This window comes from Streptomyces sp. JNUCC 64 (assembly GCF_054484115.1).
Map to the genome: position 1 here is coordinate 4,710,135 of NZ_CM137015.1, position 16,080 is coordinate 4,726,214.

Genomic DNA, 16,080 nt, shown 5'->3' on the forward strand with positions numbered 1-16,080 from the left:
GCGCGCGGGCGGGGGAGCGGGCCCGGGGCGTCCGGGCGTTCAGATCACCTGGGTGGCTTCGGTTTCCCCGGCCGGTCGGACGGTGACGCGGAACGTCCGGTCTCCGATGACGCAGTCCAGTGTCAGCGGCAGCGTTGTCGTTGGAGGCGGCGTCAGTGGCGGCGTCGTGCGGGTGTCCGGGGCGGGTTTCTGGGTGCCCGGGGCGGTTCCCCGGGCGTTCGGCACGGTTTCCCGGGCGTCCGGGACGGTGTCCGGGGCGTGCCGGGCGGTTTCCCGGGCGAGCAGGAACGCGTGGGCGGCCGACAGGGCCACGGCCGGGTCGATCCGTACGACCCTGCCGCCCTCGGCGCGCGGTTCGGCGCGGACGGCGTACGCCTCCTCGTGGCCGCGGACCCTCAGCAGACCCGTGCCGGACGGCAGTACGGCCGCCGCGGTGCGGCAGTTCGGGTAGGCGGACAGGGTGTGCCGGGTCCAGCCGTCGGCGGTCCAGGCCAGGTCCACCGGGGCGGGACGCGGGGCGGGGGACGCCGGGAGCGGGCGGCGCAGCAGCAGGCCCGCCGAGCGGCAGAGGCGTTCGGCGGCGGCGCCGTGCTCCACGGCCAGGTGGTGGCCCGGTGGCCCGGTGCCCGCCGGGCGTCTGGTGATCCGGACGCCGGTCGCGGTGGGCGTCACGTCCACGTCGAACGCGGTGGGGACGCGGACGGCGGACGTCGGCGCGGGCAGCGGGCGGGGCGCGGCGCCGTGCGTGGGCGGGGCCAGTCCGAGCAGAGCGTAGACCTCGGTGCGCAGCCGGTTCACGGCGTCCCCGGAGCGGTCACCGGGGTGCGCGAACGCGGCCGCCGCCGCGGCGAATCCGGTGCCCGGCCGGTACGCCCGCAGCGCTTCGGCGATGTCGTCCCCGGCGGGGTCCCAGCGGGGTATCCGGTCGAGGAGCACGTCCATCGGGCTGCCGGGGATCAGTTCGCCGCTCTTCCCCTGGACGCCCACCACGGGACGGTCACCGGCGGCGCAGTAGTACAGGGCCGCCGATCCGTGGTCGGTGACCAGGGCGTCGGCGGCGATCAGGACGGCGGCCCACTCCTCGTAGGGCGCCGACAGGACCGTTCCGGCGTCGAGGGCGGGCGCCAGCTGTTCGGTCAGCTCGTGCGTTCCGAGCAGGTCCCACTCGTTGGGGTGGACCACCAGCGCCAACTGGTACTCGTCGTACGGCAGTCGGGCCGCGAGCCGCGCGGGCAGTCCGGGGTGGCGTCTGATGAGGGAGTCCGGCCCCCAGGTGGAGGCCAGGACCAGGAGCCGACGGGCCCCGGTGCCCAGCGCCGCCCGGTAGCGGTCGCGCAGCGGGGCCGAGGCGAGGACGCGTTCCAGGGTCAGGTCGCCGACGACCTTCGCGCGCCGGGCGGCCCGGGGGGTCATGGCGCCCGCCCTGGCGACCTGGTCGGGGTGGGCCAGGGCGTGCAGGGCTATCGGGGCGTCGTCGGGGTCGCGCCGCAGGAACGCCGGGTCCAGTCCGGACGCCGAGTCGGCCGAACCCTCGCCGGGGATCGACTTGTTGAAGCCCGCGCCGTGCGGCAGCAGGACCTGTGGACCGCGCAGCGACCGCAGGTCGCCCTTCGGGCTCGCGGCGACGATCAGGTCGAACGAGCGGGCGCACGCCTCGCTCCACGGGACCGTGCGGCCGTGGCGGGTCTCGATCGCGCGCAGGGCGTCCGTTCCGAAGTCCGATCCGGGAACCAGGGTGAACAGCCGGGTGATCCGGTCGTCACCGGAGAACACGGGGAGCACGTCGAACAGTCGGTGGAGCGCCACCGCCGACCGCGCCGCGAACAGGACGGTCCGCCCGTCGCCCGTCGCCCGTCGCCCGTCGCCCGTCGCCCGTCGCCCGTCGCCCGTCGCCCGTCGCCCGTCGCAATCGTCCAGTGTATCGGTGGCCGGTTTCCGGAAGTCGTGGTTTCCGCAGGTCGGAGTGGGCTCCTTCGCGTCGTCGGGCGACATGGGCCGATCCTATCGCTGTGGTGTTCGAGGGCCTTCGGAGGTGATTCGTGACGCACATCCGGCGTCGGCGCCCGTCGTGCCGCGACCGGTGGGAAGGATGGGGGCATGGGTGACTGGGGAATCGCGTTGATCGCCGCGGGGGCCGCGCTCGCGGGCAGTGTCGTCACGGGTTGGTACGCGCGCGGTGCCGGTCTCCGGCAGGCGGAGGCGGCCCGGCACGCGGGCGACCGGCAGGCGGACGCGGTGCTGGAGTCCGTGCGGATGACCCTGCGGGCCGAGGCGGAGCACCGGGAGTCCGCTCTGCGGCGGCAGGTCTACGCGGAGTTCCTGGGGGCGGCGGAGGCGAGGCTCCTCGCCGAACGGACCGGGCGGGGCGGGGCCGACGGGGACGTCGCGCTGCAACGCGCGCTGGGCGGAGTGCTCCTGGAGGGGCCCTCCGAGGTCGCTGACGCGGCCCGGCACCTCGTCGACGGGCTGCGGCGTCATGAGCGGCCGGACGAACTCCAGCGGGCGAAGCTCGCCTTCGTCTCGGTGGCGCGGGAGTGCTGTCGGCCCCGGTGATCTCTCCTTGTCCCGTGGGCGGTGGGCGGTGGGCGTGGGCGGCGAGTGGTGGCCGGTGGAGTCCGGAGTCCCGTGTCCCTGTCGGCCCGTTCCGCGTCGCGCTGTGGAACGGAACTGTTCGCGTGGGGAACGGGAGTTCGTGTGTTTCGGGTGGGCCGGGCCCGTCGATCCTTCCCTTGCGGGGGCTCGACGAGGAGGAGGCAGTTGATGGCACAGGACCTGTTGATCCGTAAGATCCTTCAGGGTTTCGACCAGTTCGACGTGGACGGTGACGGCGGACTGACCGAGGACGACCATGTGTTGATGGGGCGGCGGTGTGCCGCGGAACTCGGGCACCCGCCGGACTCCGACGAGGAGCGCCGGATCGTGGACGCGTACGTGGCCATCTGGCGGAACCTGCACCTGCCCCGTCTGCGGGAGGGCGAGGAGCGGATGTCCAAGGCCGCGTTCGTGGAGTCGACCCTGTCCCTGGCCGACGATCCGGAGGCGGGGCGGGCCACCGTGGGCGCCCTGGCGGAGGTCTTCCTGACCGTCGCCGACGCGGACGGCGACGGCGTGGTGACCCCCGACGAGTACTACTGCTTCCTGCGCGGGCACTTCCCCCGGGCCACCCGGGAGGTCGTCGACGACGCCTTCCGTCACCTCGACCGTGACGGGGACGGCGTGCTGTCACGGGAGGAGTTCGTCTCGGCGGTCGTCGAGTACTGGTCCAGCCGCGATCCCGGTGCGCCCGGCAACTGGCTGATGGGCGTCGACTTCGGCTGAGCCGCGGGGTCCGGAGAGGGGGCTAAGAACTCCTAACGAAATGATCTTCGAGGTGGTTGGATCACTCGGGGAACGTTGATCCGGGGGTGTGGGGTGGCTCGGCCGAGGCCGTGGGATGTCGATGACGAGTTGTGGGCAGTGATCGAGCCGCTGCTGCCCAGGGTGGAACGCCGGGCCCGTCACCCGGGGCGCAAGCGGCATCCGGACCGGCTGGTGTTCCAGGGCATTCTGTTCGTGCTCCATACCGGGATCGCCTGGGAACACCTGCCGCAGGAACTCGGCTTCGGCTCGGGCATGACCTGCTGGCGCCGCCTGGCGGAGTGGACCGAGGCCGGGGTCTGGCCCCGGCTGCACGAGGTTCTCCTGGCCCAGCTCCGCGGTGCGAACGCCCTGGACTTCTCCCGGGCGGCGGTCGACGGCTCCCACATCCGAGCTTTAAAGGGGGCGTCAAGACCGGACGAAGCCCTGTTGACCGGGGCAGAACCGGCAGCAAGCACCACCTGATCACGGACGCCACCGGCATCCCGCTCGCGGTCACCCTGACTGGCGGCAACCGCAACGACGTCACTCAGCTCGTGCCGCTGCTTCAAGCAGTGCCGCCCGTGCGCGGCAAGCGCGGTCGGCCACGCCGCCGCCCGGACGTCGTACTCGGCGACCGCGGCTACGACCACGACAAGTACCGCCGCCTCGTGCGGGCCCTCGGCGTGAAACCGGTCGTCGCCCGCCGCGGCACCGGGCACGGCTCCGGCCTGGGCACCCAACGCTGGGTCGTGGAGCGTGCGTTCGCTCACCTGCACTGGTTCCGTCGCCTGCGGATCCGCTGGGAGATACGCGACGACATCCACGAAGCCTTCCTCACCCTCGGATGCGCACTCATCTGCTGGCGACGCCTGAAGTCATTCCGATAGGAGTTCTAAGACCCCCGGGGCTTCGCGTACTCGCCGTACCCGGTCCAGTCCAGCAGGACGCAGGGCTCGTCGCCCAGGACCCAGGCGTCATGACCGGGGGCGACCTGGAGGAAGGCGCCCTCGCCCGCCTCGACGGTCTCGCCGTCGTCCATGACGACCTTGATCCGGCCGCTCAGCACGTACCCGGTGTGGGCCTCCTGGCAGCTGTCCGTGCCCACCAGTGGCTTGATGTGCTCCGACCAGCGCCAGCCGGGTTCGAAGACCGCCCGGCCGACCGGGCCGCCGGTCGTCTCCAGCAGGTCCAGCCTGCCCTTGCCGTCCCCGAAGGGACGTGTCTCGTCAGCGGAGTCGAAACTCCGGATCACCAGTCCGGTCATGATCAACCGCCTTCGGCGGGAAGGTCCCGAGTCCCTCTCCAGCCTACGCCCGCCCCGTGACGCGGACGCGCGGTGACCGGCCGCCCCCGTCCGCCGGGGGGCGGGAACGGGGGCGGCCGGGGTCGCGGTCCGGTGGGGTCACCCGCCGACGGGCCCCCCGTCGCGGCGCCACACCGCGACCACCGCGGGACGGACCAGCTCGCCGGGCCCCTCGGGCCAGGTGCTGCCCGGACGCTCGGCGGTGGCGCCGTCGGTCTCGCCGGGGTGCTGGACGGCGACCAGCACCCGCCGCTCCTGGACGACGGGGCCGCAGGTCTCGGCGCCGACCGGCACGGTGAGGAACTGCTTCAGCTCGCCCCGTCGCGGGCCCCGGGTGGCGACGCCGAACAGTCCGTCGTTGGAGCCCAGGTTGTTGCCGTCGGTGGAGATCCACATGTTGCCGTGGGGGTCGAAGGTGATGTTGTCGGGGCAGGAGATCGGCGAGACCCGGTCCTTGGGGAAGCCCGCGAAGTACGTGGCCGGGTCCTGGGGGTCGCCCGCGACCAGGAAGAGCCGCCAGGAGAACGTCCCGGCGGCCGGGTCGTCCCCGGCCTCCGCGAGTTCCAGGACCTGGCCGTGCTTGTTGAGGTTCCGGGGGTTGGCCTCGTCGGCGCCGGGCCTGCCGGGCTTGCCGCGCTCGGAGTTGTTGGTCAGCGCGGCGTAGACCCGTCCGGTGCGCGGGGAGGGCTGGACGTCCTCGGGGCGGTCCATGGTGGTCGCCGCCACCCTGTCGGCGGCCAGCCGGGTGAAGACGTACACCTCGTCGGCGGTCATCCCGGGCACGTGGGAGGTGTCGCCGGTGGCGAGCGGGATCCAGGTCCCGGCGCCGTCGAACTCCCCGTCCGCCGGGTGGGCCCCGCCGCCGTCGACCTCGCCCGGGCTGTCGCCGGTGAGCCGGGCGACGTACAGGGTGCCCTCGTCCAGCAGCGAGAGGTTGTGCTCCCGGGCCGCCCGGGAGGCGCCCGCGCGCATCCGCTTCGAGGAGACGAACTTGTAGAGGTACTCGAAGCGTTCGTCGTCGCCCATGTAGACCACGGGCCGTCCGTCCCGGGTGAGGCGGGGCTGCGCGCCCTCGTGTTTGAACCGGCCGAGCGCGGTGCGCTTGCGCGGGGTGGAGTCCGGGTCGTACGGGTCGAGTTCCACGACCCAGCCGAACCGGTGCGGCTCGTTCGGCTCCTTGGTGACGTCGAACCGGTCGTCGAAGCGTTCCCACTTCCGTTCGGTGGCGCCGGCCGGGAGCCCGTAGCGCCGGTCGGTCGCCCGGCCGCCGTGGGCGAAGTACATGTTGATGTTCTCCTCGCCGTGCAGGGTGGTGCCCCACGGCGTCTCGCCGCCCGCGCAGTTGTTGAAGGTCCCGGACACCCGGGTGCCGGACGGGTCGGCGGCGGTCCGCAGCAGCGGGGAGCCCGCCGCCGGGCCGGTGACCAGGAACGGCGTCCGCACGGTGATCCGCCGGTTGAGGCGGTGCCCGGGGACGGGGACGAGCGCGCCCGTACCGCGTTCCTCCCGGACGACCACCACGGACAGCCCGTGGGCGGCCCAGGAGATCTCCACCTGTTCCCGGGTGGGGTTCGCCGGGTCGTATCCGTGGAACATCAGCCACTCGCTGGTGTACTCGTGGTTGGCCACCAGCAGCCACCGGCCGGGTTCGGCGAGCGGCAGCAGCGACAGGAAGTCGTTGTTGTAGCCGAACTGGCGCTCCTGGGCCCGGGCGCTCTGCCGGGCGCCGTCGAAGGCGGGGGCGCCGCGCAGGACGGGGTCGCCCCAGCGGATCACGATGCCCTGCGCGTACCCCGGGGGGACCACCACGGCGTCGTCCGTGTTGGGCGGCACCGGGGTGAACCGCAGCCCCCGGGCCCCGTCGCCCCGCCCGCCGGGGCGGCCGTGCGGGGCGTGCGCGCCGGGCGCGGCGGCGGCCGGGGAGCCGCCGCCGGTGACGGCCGCGCCCCCGACCGCGGCCGTCACGGTCACCACGGCGGCGGCGCGCAGCGCGGTCCGGCGGGTGAGGGCGTCGGCGATGACGTCGCCCGCGTAGGGGTTGCCGCTGGTGTTGGGCACCTCCTGGAAGCAGGCGTCACCGCAGCGGTAACGGCAGGTGAGGGCGGAGCGGCCACCCGGGTGGGGGGTGCCGGTCACCAACGGAAGCTGTCTGCGCACGGGGGTCTCCCTGGGGTCCTGTCGAATCCGGGTCGGGGGCGGCTCGCCGGTGGCGGCCGTTACAGCAGTGCCGCGCCGAGGACGAGCACGAAGGCGAGCGCGGTGAGTCCCTGGACGAGCGTGGCGGCCGTCTGGGCGCGGTAGGCGGTCTTCACGTCCATCCCGGAGAACTGCGAGACGACCCAGAAGTAGGAGTCGTTGACGTGGCTGACGACCATGGCTCCGGCGCCGATCGCCATCACCGCCATGACCTGACCGATCGGGATGGAGCCGAGGGTGCCGTCCAGGCCCAGGGCGGGCAGCAGCGGCTGGGCGAGCGTGGAGGTGATGATCAGGGCGGCGGTGCTGCTGCCCTGCGCGGTCTTCAGGAGCGCCGCGAGGCCGAAGAGCACCAGCAGCGCGGTGACGCCGCTGACCGAGGAGCCGTCGCCTATGAGGGAGGCGATGTAGTCGGCGATCGGGGTGCCCTTGATGACCGCGCCGAAGGCACCGCCCGCGCCGGTGATCACCAGGATGGGCGCGGCGTCCACGAGTCCTTCGGCGACCCAGGTGGTCAGGGCCTTCGCGTCCCGCTTGGGCGGCAGCAGGCCCAGGGCCAGGAGCACCCCGATGAGCAGCGAGTTCACCGGGCTGCCGAGGTCGGTGAGGAAGGCGCCCAGGGCGCCGTCGACCAGGGTCCCGTCACCGGAGGGGAAGGCGGAGACGGAGCCGATCGCCATGAGCACGATCGGGACGACGATCGGGGCCAGCGCCCGGCCCATGCTCGGCAGCCGCTCGAACTGGGACTTGTACTCCTCGAAGGTCTGGTGCGCGTCGGGGAGCTTGCTCTCCAGGTTTCCGGTGCGGCGCAGCGCCCAGGCGAGTCCGGCGAGGGCGGCGACCAGGGACACCGGGATGCTGAAGAGGATGACCCAGATGAGGCCGTCGGAGCCGATGCCGACGTTGCCCGCGGCGGCGATCGGGCCCGGGGTGGGCGGGACGAAGGTGTGGGAGGCGTACAGGCCGGTGGCGAGCGCGGTGCCGAGGACGACCGGGTTCTTGCCGGTCTTGCGGGCGATGGAGCGCTGGAGCGGGGAGAGGACCACGTAGCCGGAGTCGCAGAAGACGGGGATCGACACCACCCAGCCCATCAGCGACATGGCGAGGGCCGGATGCCGTTTGCCGACCACCTTGAGGACGCCCTCGGCCAGGGTGACGGCCGCCCCCGTCCGTTCCAGCACCTTGCCGATGACGGTGCCGAAGAGGATGACCAGGCCGATGCTGGCGAGGATGCTCCCGAAGCCCTCGGCGATGGTTCCGGCCAGGTCGTCGACGAACTTCTGGTCGGCGTCGGTGGCGGCGCCGATGCCCATGGCCAGCAGGCCGAACACATAGGTCGACAGCACGATGGCGAGGAAGGGGTGCAGACGGAACCGTCCGCACAGCAGGACGATCAGCGCGATGCTCACCGCCAGGGCGGTCAGCAGCGCGGGGCCGGTGGTGCTCATGGGACTCCTACGGGAGGACGACGGGACGGATGGCCCGGGGGACGGGTCCGGGCCGGGCCGACGGCCCGGTTGTGGGGGCGGTCCGGTGCGGGGGGTGCGTGCGGGGGTGCGGGTGTGCGCGGGGCGCGGGCGCGTGGGGTGAGGGGTGGAGCTGTGGGTGCGTGGGGGTGCGCCTGGGGAGGGGAGCGGGCCGGGGAGGGGTGGACGCGGTGGGCGGCGTCCGGGGTTCAGGACGGGCGCAGCCGGAGGACCTGTTCGGTGACGGCCGTCAGCAGCTCCGCCGCCGACCCGCGCATGGCGTCCAGCGTCCGGGGCCCGTCGGCGATGCTGAACGCCGAGGTCAGGCCCAGGTCGTGCAGCGCGGCCAGGGGCGGGACGACCTGCCCGGCCAGGGCCACCACGGGGACGCCCCGCTCGGCGGCCAGCCGGGCGACCAGGGAGACGACCTTGCCGTCCGCGCTCTGCCGGTCGAGGCGGCCCTCGCCGGTCAGGACCAGATCGGCGCCGGTCAGGGCGTCGGGGAGGCCGACGGTCCGGGCGACGAGTTCGCAACCGGGCAGGGCCACCGCGTCCAGGACGGCGAGCATGCCCCCGCAGGTGCCGCCCGCCGCGCCCGCGCCCGGCAGCGCGTGGACGGCGGTGCCGAGCTGGGCGGCCAGGACGTCCGCGAACCGGCTCAGCCCCCGGTCGAGGAGGTCGACCTCGGCGGGGCCCGCGCCCTTCTGGGGACCGAAGACCGCCGCCGCGCCCCGTGGGCCGGTCAGCGGATTGGTCACGTCGCAGGCGATCCGGAACCGGGTGGCGCGGACCGCGTCGGACAGCCCGTCGAAGTCCGCCCGGTGGAGGTCGGTGAGGGCGCCGCCGCCGGGCGGGAGTTCGGCTCCCGAGGCGTCGTGGAACCGGGCCCCCAGGGCCCGCAGCAGTCCGGTGCCGCCGTCGGTGCTGGCACTGCCGCCGACGCAGACCAGGACGGACCGGGCGCCCCGGCGGACCGCGTCGGCGATCAGCTCCCCGGTGCCGGTGGTGTCGGCGCGCAGCGGGTCGAGCCGGTCCGGGGGGACCAGCGGCAGCCCGGACGCGGCGGCCAGTTCCACCACGGCGGACGACCGGTCGGGGCTGAGCAGGTAGCGGGCGGTGACGGGGTCCCCCAGGGGGCCGCTGACGACGAGGCGGACCTCTTCGCCGCCGGTGGCCGCCCCGACGCAGTCGAGGGTTCCCTCGCCGCCGTCGGCCATCGGCACCCGGACGACCTCGGCGTCGGGAGCGGCACGGAGGACCCCGGTCTCCATGGCCGCGCAGACCGCCGCGGCGGACAGGCTGCCCTTGAAGGAGTCGGGAGCGAGGACGACACGCACAGGGAGGGGACCTTTCCGTAGGAAAGTGTGATACCGGACTCTCGGTGAGTCGTGTCGGAACTCTAGGCACTCCGTCCCCGCCCGGATATCGGCACGGTGAACGGAATCCGCCTGTCGTTCGTCCTCCCGGTTTGTGCACCGCGCACAACGCTGTGGTCGGCCGCGACCGCGACCGCGACCGCGACGGCGTCGGTCGGCGTCAGTCCGTGTCGACCAGGTGCAGGGCGACCTGGAGGACGAGGGCGTCCTGGAAGACCCGGGGGTCCCGGCCGGTCAGCTCGGTGATCCGGGTCAGCCGGTAGGCGAGGGTGTTGCGGTGGATCCGCAGCCGGTCGGCCGCCCCGGCGACGCCCCGGTCGTGGGCGAAGTAGACCCGCAGCGTCCGGCGCAGCTCCGTGGAGAGGGGCCCGAGGACCCGTTCCGCCGTCGCCGTCCGGACGTCCGGGTCGAGCCGGGCCAGCAGCACCGGGAGTTCGAGGTCCGCCAGCCGCCGCTCCCCGGTGAACCGGTGGCGCAGGGCGAGCCGGGCCCGTCCGGCCCGCTCCCGCAGCTCGGGGAAGTCCGTGGCCCGTCCCGCGTCCAGGAGACCGGCGGACGGGTCCTCCCCGCACAGCCGGGCGAGCCGTCCGCGCACCGCGCCCGGCTCCGTGCCGCCCCCGGTCACCACCCAGACCGTGCCCGTCGCGTCCGGCGCGATCAGGGTGGACCGCTCGTCGGCCGCCACCAGCCGGTACGGCGCGCGGGGCTCCCCCTCGGGGTCCGGCAGCGCGTCGCCGCGCACCGCGAACAGGGCGTAGGGGGCCTCGACGCGGCACCCGCCCAGTTGCTGCCCCTGCCGCCAGCCCTCCTCGGTGAGCCGTCCGGCCAGCAGGTCGCCGACCAGCTGCCGTCGCACCTGGTGGCGCCAGCCGGTCTCGCCCGCGAACGTCTCCCGCATCGTCATCAGTTCGGCGAGCCGGGTGACCGCGCGGGCGATCTCCCCCACCTCGTCGGGTTCGCCCCGGACGCCGACCACGCCCACGATCCGGTCCTCCACCCGCAGGGGCAGGTTCACCCCGGCCTGGGTGCCGCCCAGGGCGCTGGCCTCCTCGCGGGTCAGGGACAGCGGCGCCCCGGTCCGCAGCACCCGGACGGCTCCCTCGTGGACGGAGCCGACCCGGGCGCGGTCACTGCTGGCGACGATCACGCCGTGGTCGTCCATGACGTTCACCCTGACGCCGAGACGGGTCACGACGTCATCGACGATCGACTGGGCGACGGCATCCGGGAGCATCCCCGGAATATAGCTCCGGGGCCCGGGCCCGGCGGGGTGCCGGGCCCGGGCGCCCGCCGTTGCCGCCCGTCCGCCGCTGCCGCCCGCCCGCCGTTGCCGCCCGTCGTGCCCTACGAGGCGTTCGGGCCCACGTCCGTGGCGGTGAGGGGGCGGCGGAGCGGGGCGGCGGTCGTGTACTCGTCCGCGCCGATGTCACGGGTGGTGCCGCGCGGGTGGCCGTCGGCGTCCTCGGTGACGGAGGTGCCGGTCAGGGTCGCGGCGCCGATGGCGGGGCTGGACGGGGTGAGCCGGTACACCCCGTCGGTGCCCTGCTGGAGGCGCGGGTCGGCGCGGAAGAAGCCGCTCTGGGGGATGTCGCCGTTGGCCGCCGCGCCCCACAGCAGATTGCTCTGCCAGGTGAAGCCGCTGGTCGCGGAGAGCGACACCAGGGTGCCCGAGGAGGCGACCAGGAGGTTGTCCGCGAGGACGACGTCCCGGGGCCCGTGGGTCCGGGACTCGCCGGAGATCGTGCGCTTGTTGTCCACCAGGGTGTTGTGCGCGATGACCGCCCGGTCGCAGGCGTCGTTGCCGCGCCGCTGCTGGGCGGTCTCGCCGGGGTGGTGGTCGCGGGTGGTGCCGCTGCCGATCACCAGGGCCCGGTCGGTGAGGCCCGCGAGGTGGTTGTTGAGGACGAGGTGGTCGTTGCCGTAGATCCGGATGCCGTTGGTGCCGCCGACGAGGTGGTTGCCCTCCACGGTCGAGCCGTTGCCGTGCCGCAGCACGATGCCGCCGACGCTGTCGTGGAGCGTGTTGTACCGGATGAGGTTGGCGGAGGACTTCACCGAGACCGCCTCGGGGTCGCCGTCGCACCGCTCGAAGAGGTTGTACTCCACGATCGCGTTCGCGTCCGCCAAGGCCCGGGCGCTGTCGCCCAGCCGGATCGCCTCGCCCCCGTTGTCGCCGGTGTAGGAGTGCCGGGCGAAGTGGTTGCGGAACACGTGCAGCCGCTGGGCCACGGCGGAGCCGGAGCCGTCGAGGACGAGGAAGATGCCCTGGGCGGCCTTGTCGTGGAAGTGGTTGCGGTCGACCTTGACGTCGTCGCCCCGGACGACCACCCAGTCGAGGTCGGCGCCCTCGGTGAACCGGAAGTCGTTGCGGGTCAGCCGGATCCACCGGCAACTGGCCGGGATCTCCAGGGTGGTGCGCTGCCGGAAGGCGAAACCGCTGAGGACGATGTGGCTGGAGTCGCTGAGGACGAAGCCCCGTTCGCCCTGGAGGACCGCGCCGCCCCGGCTCTCCGAGACGATGGTGATGGGCGCGGCGCTGGTGCCGTTCTTGCCGGAGATCCGCAGGGGGCTGCCGGTGGGGACGGTGTAGGTGCCGTTCGCCAGGACGATCCGGTCGCCGGGTGCCGCCGCGTCGATCGCCCGCTGGAGGTCGGCCAGGGTGCTGACGGTCGGCGCGGCCGTCGCGGTGGCGGCGGGGAACAGCCCGGTCGCCGGGGCGGCGGCGAACGCCGCCCCGAGCAGGCTGCTGGTGAGGAAGGTGCGTCGCTGCATGGTGCCTCCTGTGGAAGGGGTGGGGGCGGGCGCCAGAGGGTCTCCGGAACTCCGGACTCCTGCTGGTCAGAGCCTTTCGTTCACGGTCGGGTTCCCGGTTTCCGGGGTTTCCCGTTCCTCTGTGGCCCGGGGCCGGGGGCTTCGGGCCCCGCGGTCCGGGGAGGGGGTCGCGGGGGGCTCGGGGACTCGGCGGACTCGGCTCTCCGGGCCGCTGGTCGGGCGCGGCGAGCGCCGAGGGAGGTCAAGGGAGTTCGGGTGGCGGGACGTTGGCGGTGACGGAGGTCAACGCGCTCACTCACTCTACGAGTTCGCGCGAACGCGTCGGGTGATTACGGGTGGGGTGTCACCCGGCTGGCGCCCCGGCCCGTCGCGGTGCGCGGGACACCACCTTCCGGGACCGGCCCCCGGGCCCCCTGGGCCCCCGGGCCCCCTGGGCCCCCGGGCCCCCTGGGCCCCCGGGCCCCCTGGGCCCCCGGGCCCCCTGGGCCCCCGGGCCCCCTGGGCCCCCGGGCCCCCTGGGCCCCCGGGCCCCCTGGGCCCCCGGGCCCCCTGGGCCCCCGGGCCCCCTGGGCCCCCGGGCCCCCTGGGCCCCCGGGCCCCCTGGGCCCCCGGGCCCCCTGGGCCCCCGGGCCCCCTGGGCCTTCCGGCCCCCTGGGCCTTCCGGCCTTCCGGCCTTCCGGCCTCCCGGGACCGCCCCCGGGGATCGCCCGGTCTCGCCCCGGGGACCGCCTCCGGGTCCGTCCGGTCTCGCCCCGCGGATCCTGTCCGGGCCCGCCCCGGGGACGGTGTCCGTGCCCGCCTCCGGGGTGCGGCGTCCCGGGGTGGCCCCCGGGCGGTCCCCGGGGTGCCGTCCGGATGCCGCGCGGGGATCGGCCGCGTCCCGGCACCGCGCGGGGCGCCAGGACGCTCGTCTCGTATGCTCCGGGCCATGAGCGGTGGGGATGCCGGAAGACGGGTCATCGACGGGCGCTTCGCGCTGGAGGCGCGGCTCGGCGGCGGTGGCATGGGCATGGTGTGGCGGGCCAGGGACCTCGTCCTCGACCGGGCCGTCGCCCTGAAGGAGGTGCGCCCCCCGGACCCCGGCCTCGCCGAGTACGACCCGGAGGCGGCGCGGCTGCTGCGGGCCCGCGTGCTGCGCGAGGCCCGCGCGCTGGCCAGGGTCGAGCACCCCAACGTCGTCACCATCCACCACGTCGTGGACGGCGGCGAGGACACCTACCCCTGGCTGGTGATGGAACTGGTCACCGGGGGTTCGCTCCAGGACCGGCTGGAGCGCGGGCCGATGGGGCACGCGGAGGCGGCGTGGCTGGGCCGGGAACTGCTCGCCGCGCTGTCCGCCGCGCACGCCGTCGGCATCCAGCACCGGGACGTCAAGCCCGCGAACGTGCTGCTGCGGCCCGACGGCCGTCCCGTCCTCACCGACTTCGGGATCGCGGCGATCCGCGAGTCCACCGTCCTCACCGCCACCGGTTCGATCATCGGGACGCCCGACTACATGGCCCCCGAGCGGATCACCGGGGAGCGCGGCGGGCCCGGTTCCGACCTGTGGTCGCTGGCGATGATGCTGTACGTGGCGGTCGAGGGGCACCATCCGCTGCGCCGGGCCACCACGCTCGCGACGCTCGCCGCCGTCCTCAACGAGCAGTTGCCGCCGCCCGTCCAGGCCGGTCCGCTGACCCCGGTGCTCGTCGCCGTACTGGCCAAGGACCCCGCCGTCCGGCCCGGGCCCGAGGAGATGGACCGGATGCTGGCGGTCGCGGCGCTCGCCGCCGGTCCGTCCGGCCCCGGGGCCGTTCCCGGTTCCGTTCCGGGGGCCGCCCCTCCGTACGCCGGGGCCGGGGCCGGTCCGTTCGCGCCTCCGCCGCCCGCCGTGCCCGACGCGTCCGGCGCGCCGGACCCGTCGGCGTCCGGGGCGGCCGGTCCCGTGACCTCCTACCGGCTCACGCCCCCGCCCGGCGCGTACGGTGCGGCGGGCGTGCCGGGCGGTGCCGGTGCGTACGGAGGGGCGGGCGGTCCCGGTGCGTACGACGGCACCGGTGGTCCCACCGCGCCGTTCGGGCCGCCCACCGCGCCCCTCGGCGATCCGTACGCCCACCCGTACAAGGCCACCGTGGGCACCGGGTCCGTCGGTTCCGCCGCGCCCGGTGGCGGGCGGCCGGGGCAGGGGCGGGCGCGCCGCCGGGTCGCGGTCGCCGTCGCCGTGGTGGGCGTGCTGGTGGCCGGGGCGGTGCTGTGGAAGCTGGTGCCCCTGGGGGGCGGTGGCGGTGAGGACGTCGTCGCGGAGCGGACGGGGCCGTCCGCCCGGACCGCGTCCGCCGGTCCGGCCGGGGGGACGGAGAAGACGCCGTCGTCGGCCGCCGCCCGCACTCCGGAGCGGACCACGGGCGGGAACGGCGACGGCGACGGCGACGACGGCGGCGGGGAAGGCGACGGCGGCAGCGACAAGGGCGGGGACGAGGGCGGGGACCTGCTCACTCCGGACGGCATCCGGCGCGCGGTCGGCGCGCTCCGCGAGGAGACGGGATCGGACCGGTTCGGCGACCTCAACGTCTACCCCGAGCACGTCACGGCCACCGTCATGGTCAAGGGCAGCGACAAGAAGTTCGACCGCTACGTCTACCGGGCCACCGGGATCACCAAGCTCCCCGTCGGCGGCACCCTCATGGGCGGCGACCAGCCCATGGACATCACCGGGTTCGACTGGGACGTAGTGCCCGCGCTGCTGGAGCGGGCCGGGAAGGACCTGAACGTCGACCGGCCCACCTCCCGGTACCTGCTGGTCAACGGCCCCAGCGCCACCTTCGGCACGCCCTCCACCCTGTCCGTCTACTTCTCCGACGGCTACGGGAGCGGATACCTCCAGGCCGACACCAAGGGGAAGGTGACCAAGGTCTACCCCGCCGAGTCCTGAACACCCGTCACCGGCCACCCGCCACCGGCCACCGGCCACCCGCCACCGGATTTCCCGTCCGTCGCTTCCGACCCGTCCGCCGCCCGACTCCCGTTCACCCCGTCCCGTCCGCCCCCGCACCACCCCGGAGTACCGCGTCATGTCCACCAGCACCCCGTCCGAGCCCGTCAACGTTCCCGGGTCCGAACCCGCCGTCGGGGCGGAGTCCGGCACCGGGTCCGGCGCCGGGTCCGCCACCGGGGTGGTCCCGGCGGGTGGTTCCGCGTCCGGGGAGGCCCGGCGGGTCCCGCTCGTGCGGCGGCTGCGGGAGACGCCCGCGTTCCTCGACTTCTGGCGGGAGCGCCACCTCTGCTTCCTGTCGACGGCCCGCCCCGACGGCTCCCACCACCTGGTGCCGGTGGGCGTCACCTACGACCCGGAGGCCGGGATCGCCCGGGTCATCTCCAGCGCGGCCAGCCGCAAGGTGCGCAACGTCCGGGAGGCGGGCGCCGGGGCGCGGGCCTCGGTCGGACAGGTGGACGGACGCCGCTGGTCGACGTTGGAGGGGCCCGCCGTGGTGCGGGACGACCCGGAGTCGGTCGCCGACGCCGAGGCCCGGTACGCCGGGCGCTACCGGACGCCGAGGCCGAACCCCCAGCGGGTCGTCATCGAGATCACGGTCACCCGGGCCATGGGCACCGTCCGCGCCGGGACGCCGACGGCCGGAGAGTAGCCGCC

The 16,080-nt window shown here is 74.9% G+C and carries 12 protein-coding genes; 5 read left to right on the plus strand and 7 right to left on the minus strand.

Features of this window, described 5'->3' with window-relative positions; translation table 11 throughout:
- Positions 1-39: 39 nt before the first annotated feature.
- Complete coding sequence (locus ACVWNX_RS19545; RefSeq protein WP_454408620.1) at positions 40-1,992, minus strand: translation initiation factor 2; 1,953 nt, start codon at positions 1,990-1,992, stop codon at positions 40-42.
- Positions 1,993-2,097: 105 nt separating this feature from the next.
- On the opposite strand from ACVWNX_RS19545, the gene ACVWNX_RS19550 reads away from it, so the two are divergent.
- From ACVWNX_RS19550 to ACVWNX_RS19560, 3 genes are all read left to right on the plus strand, one after another.
- Entirely contained in the window at positions 2,098-2,553 is a 456-nt protein-coding gene (locus ACVWNX_RS19550) for a hypothetical protein (RefSeq protein ID WP_454408621.1), read from the plus strand.
- Positions 2,554-2,760: 207 nt separating this feature from the next.
- On the plus strand, positions 2,761-3,318 hold the full coding sequence (locus ACVWNX_RS19555) for an EF-hand domain-containing protein (RefSeq protein WP_454408623.1): 558 nt from the start codon (positions 2,761-2,763) through the stop codon (positions 3,316-3,318).
- Positions 3,319-3,411: 93 nt separating this feature from the next.
- Positions 3,412-4,226 (plus strand): IS5 family transposase gene (locus tag ACVWNX_RS19560; protein WP_454408625.1). Its coding sequence is split into 2 segments (ribosomal slippage): positions 3,412-3,738 and positions 3,741-4,226, totalling 813 coding nucleotides; the frame shifts between segments, so codons are not numbered across the junction.
- Positions 4,227-4,231: 5 nt separating this feature from the next.
- Here the strand turns inward: ACVWNX_RS19560 and ACVWNX_RS19565 are convergent.
- The 6 genes from ACVWNX_RS19565 to ACVWNX_RS19590 form a co-directional block, all read right to left on the minus strand.
- Positions 4,232-4,603: a cupin domain-containing protein gene (locus tag ACVWNX_RS19565; protein ID WP_454408627.1), complete on the minus strand. Its 372-nt coding sequence runs from the start codon at positions 4,601-4,603 to the stop codon at positions 4,232-4,234.
- Positions 4,604-4,741: 138 nt separating this feature from the next.
- A complete protein-coding gene (locus tag ACVWNX_RS19570; protein ID WP_454408629.1) occupies positions 4,742-6,799 on the minus strand; it encodes a PhoX family protein in 2,058 nt (685 codons plus the stop codon).
- Between the two features lie 59 nt (positions 6,800-6,858).
- Positions 6,859-8,286, minus strand: coding sequence for a GntP family permease (locus tag ACVWNX_RS19575; RefSeq protein ID WP_454408631.1), 1,428 nt, complete (start codon positions 8,284-8,286; stop codon positions 6,859-6,861).
- Positions 8,287-8,513: 227 nt separating this feature from the next.
- Positions 8,514-9,641, minus strand: a complete 1,128-nt coding sequence (locus ACVWNX_RS19580; protein WP_454408632.1) for a glycerate kinase family protein — start codon at positions 9,639-9,641, stop codon at positions 8,514-8,516.
- 199 nt (positions 9,642-9,840) lie between these two features.
- Positions 9,841-10,914, minus strand: a complete 1,074-nt coding sequence (locus ACVWNX_RS19585) for a CdaR family transcriptional regulator (protein WP_454408633.1) — start codon at positions 10,912-10,914, stop codon at positions 9,841-9,843.
- 110 nt (positions 10,915-11,024) lie between these two features.
- Positions 11,025-12,452: a polysaccharide lyase 6 family protein gene (locus tag ACVWNX_RS19590; protein WP_454408634.1), complete on the minus strand. Its 1,428-nt coding sequence runs from the start codon at positions 12,450-12,452 to the stop codon at positions 11,025-11,027.
- Positions 12,453-13,380: 928 nt separating this feature from the next.
- Between ACVWNX_RS19590 and ACVWNX_RS19595 the strand changes: the two genes are divergently transcribed.
- Both ACVWNX_RS19595 and ACVWNX_RS19600 read left to right on the plus strand, forming a co-directional pair.
- A complete protein-coding gene (locus ACVWNX_RS19595) occupies positions 13,381-15,363 on the plus strand; it encodes a serine/threonine-protein kinase (protein WP_454408636.1) in 1,983 nt (660 codons plus the stop codon).
- Positions 15,364-15,655: 292 nt separating this feature from the next.
- Positions 15,656-16,075, plus strand: a complete 420-nt coding sequence (locus ACVWNX_RS19600; RefSeq protein ID WP_454414844.1) for a pyridoxamine 5'-phosphate oxidase family protein — start codon at positions 15,656-15,658, stop codon at positions 16,073-16,075.
- Positions 16,076-16,080: the final 5 nt, after the last annotated feature.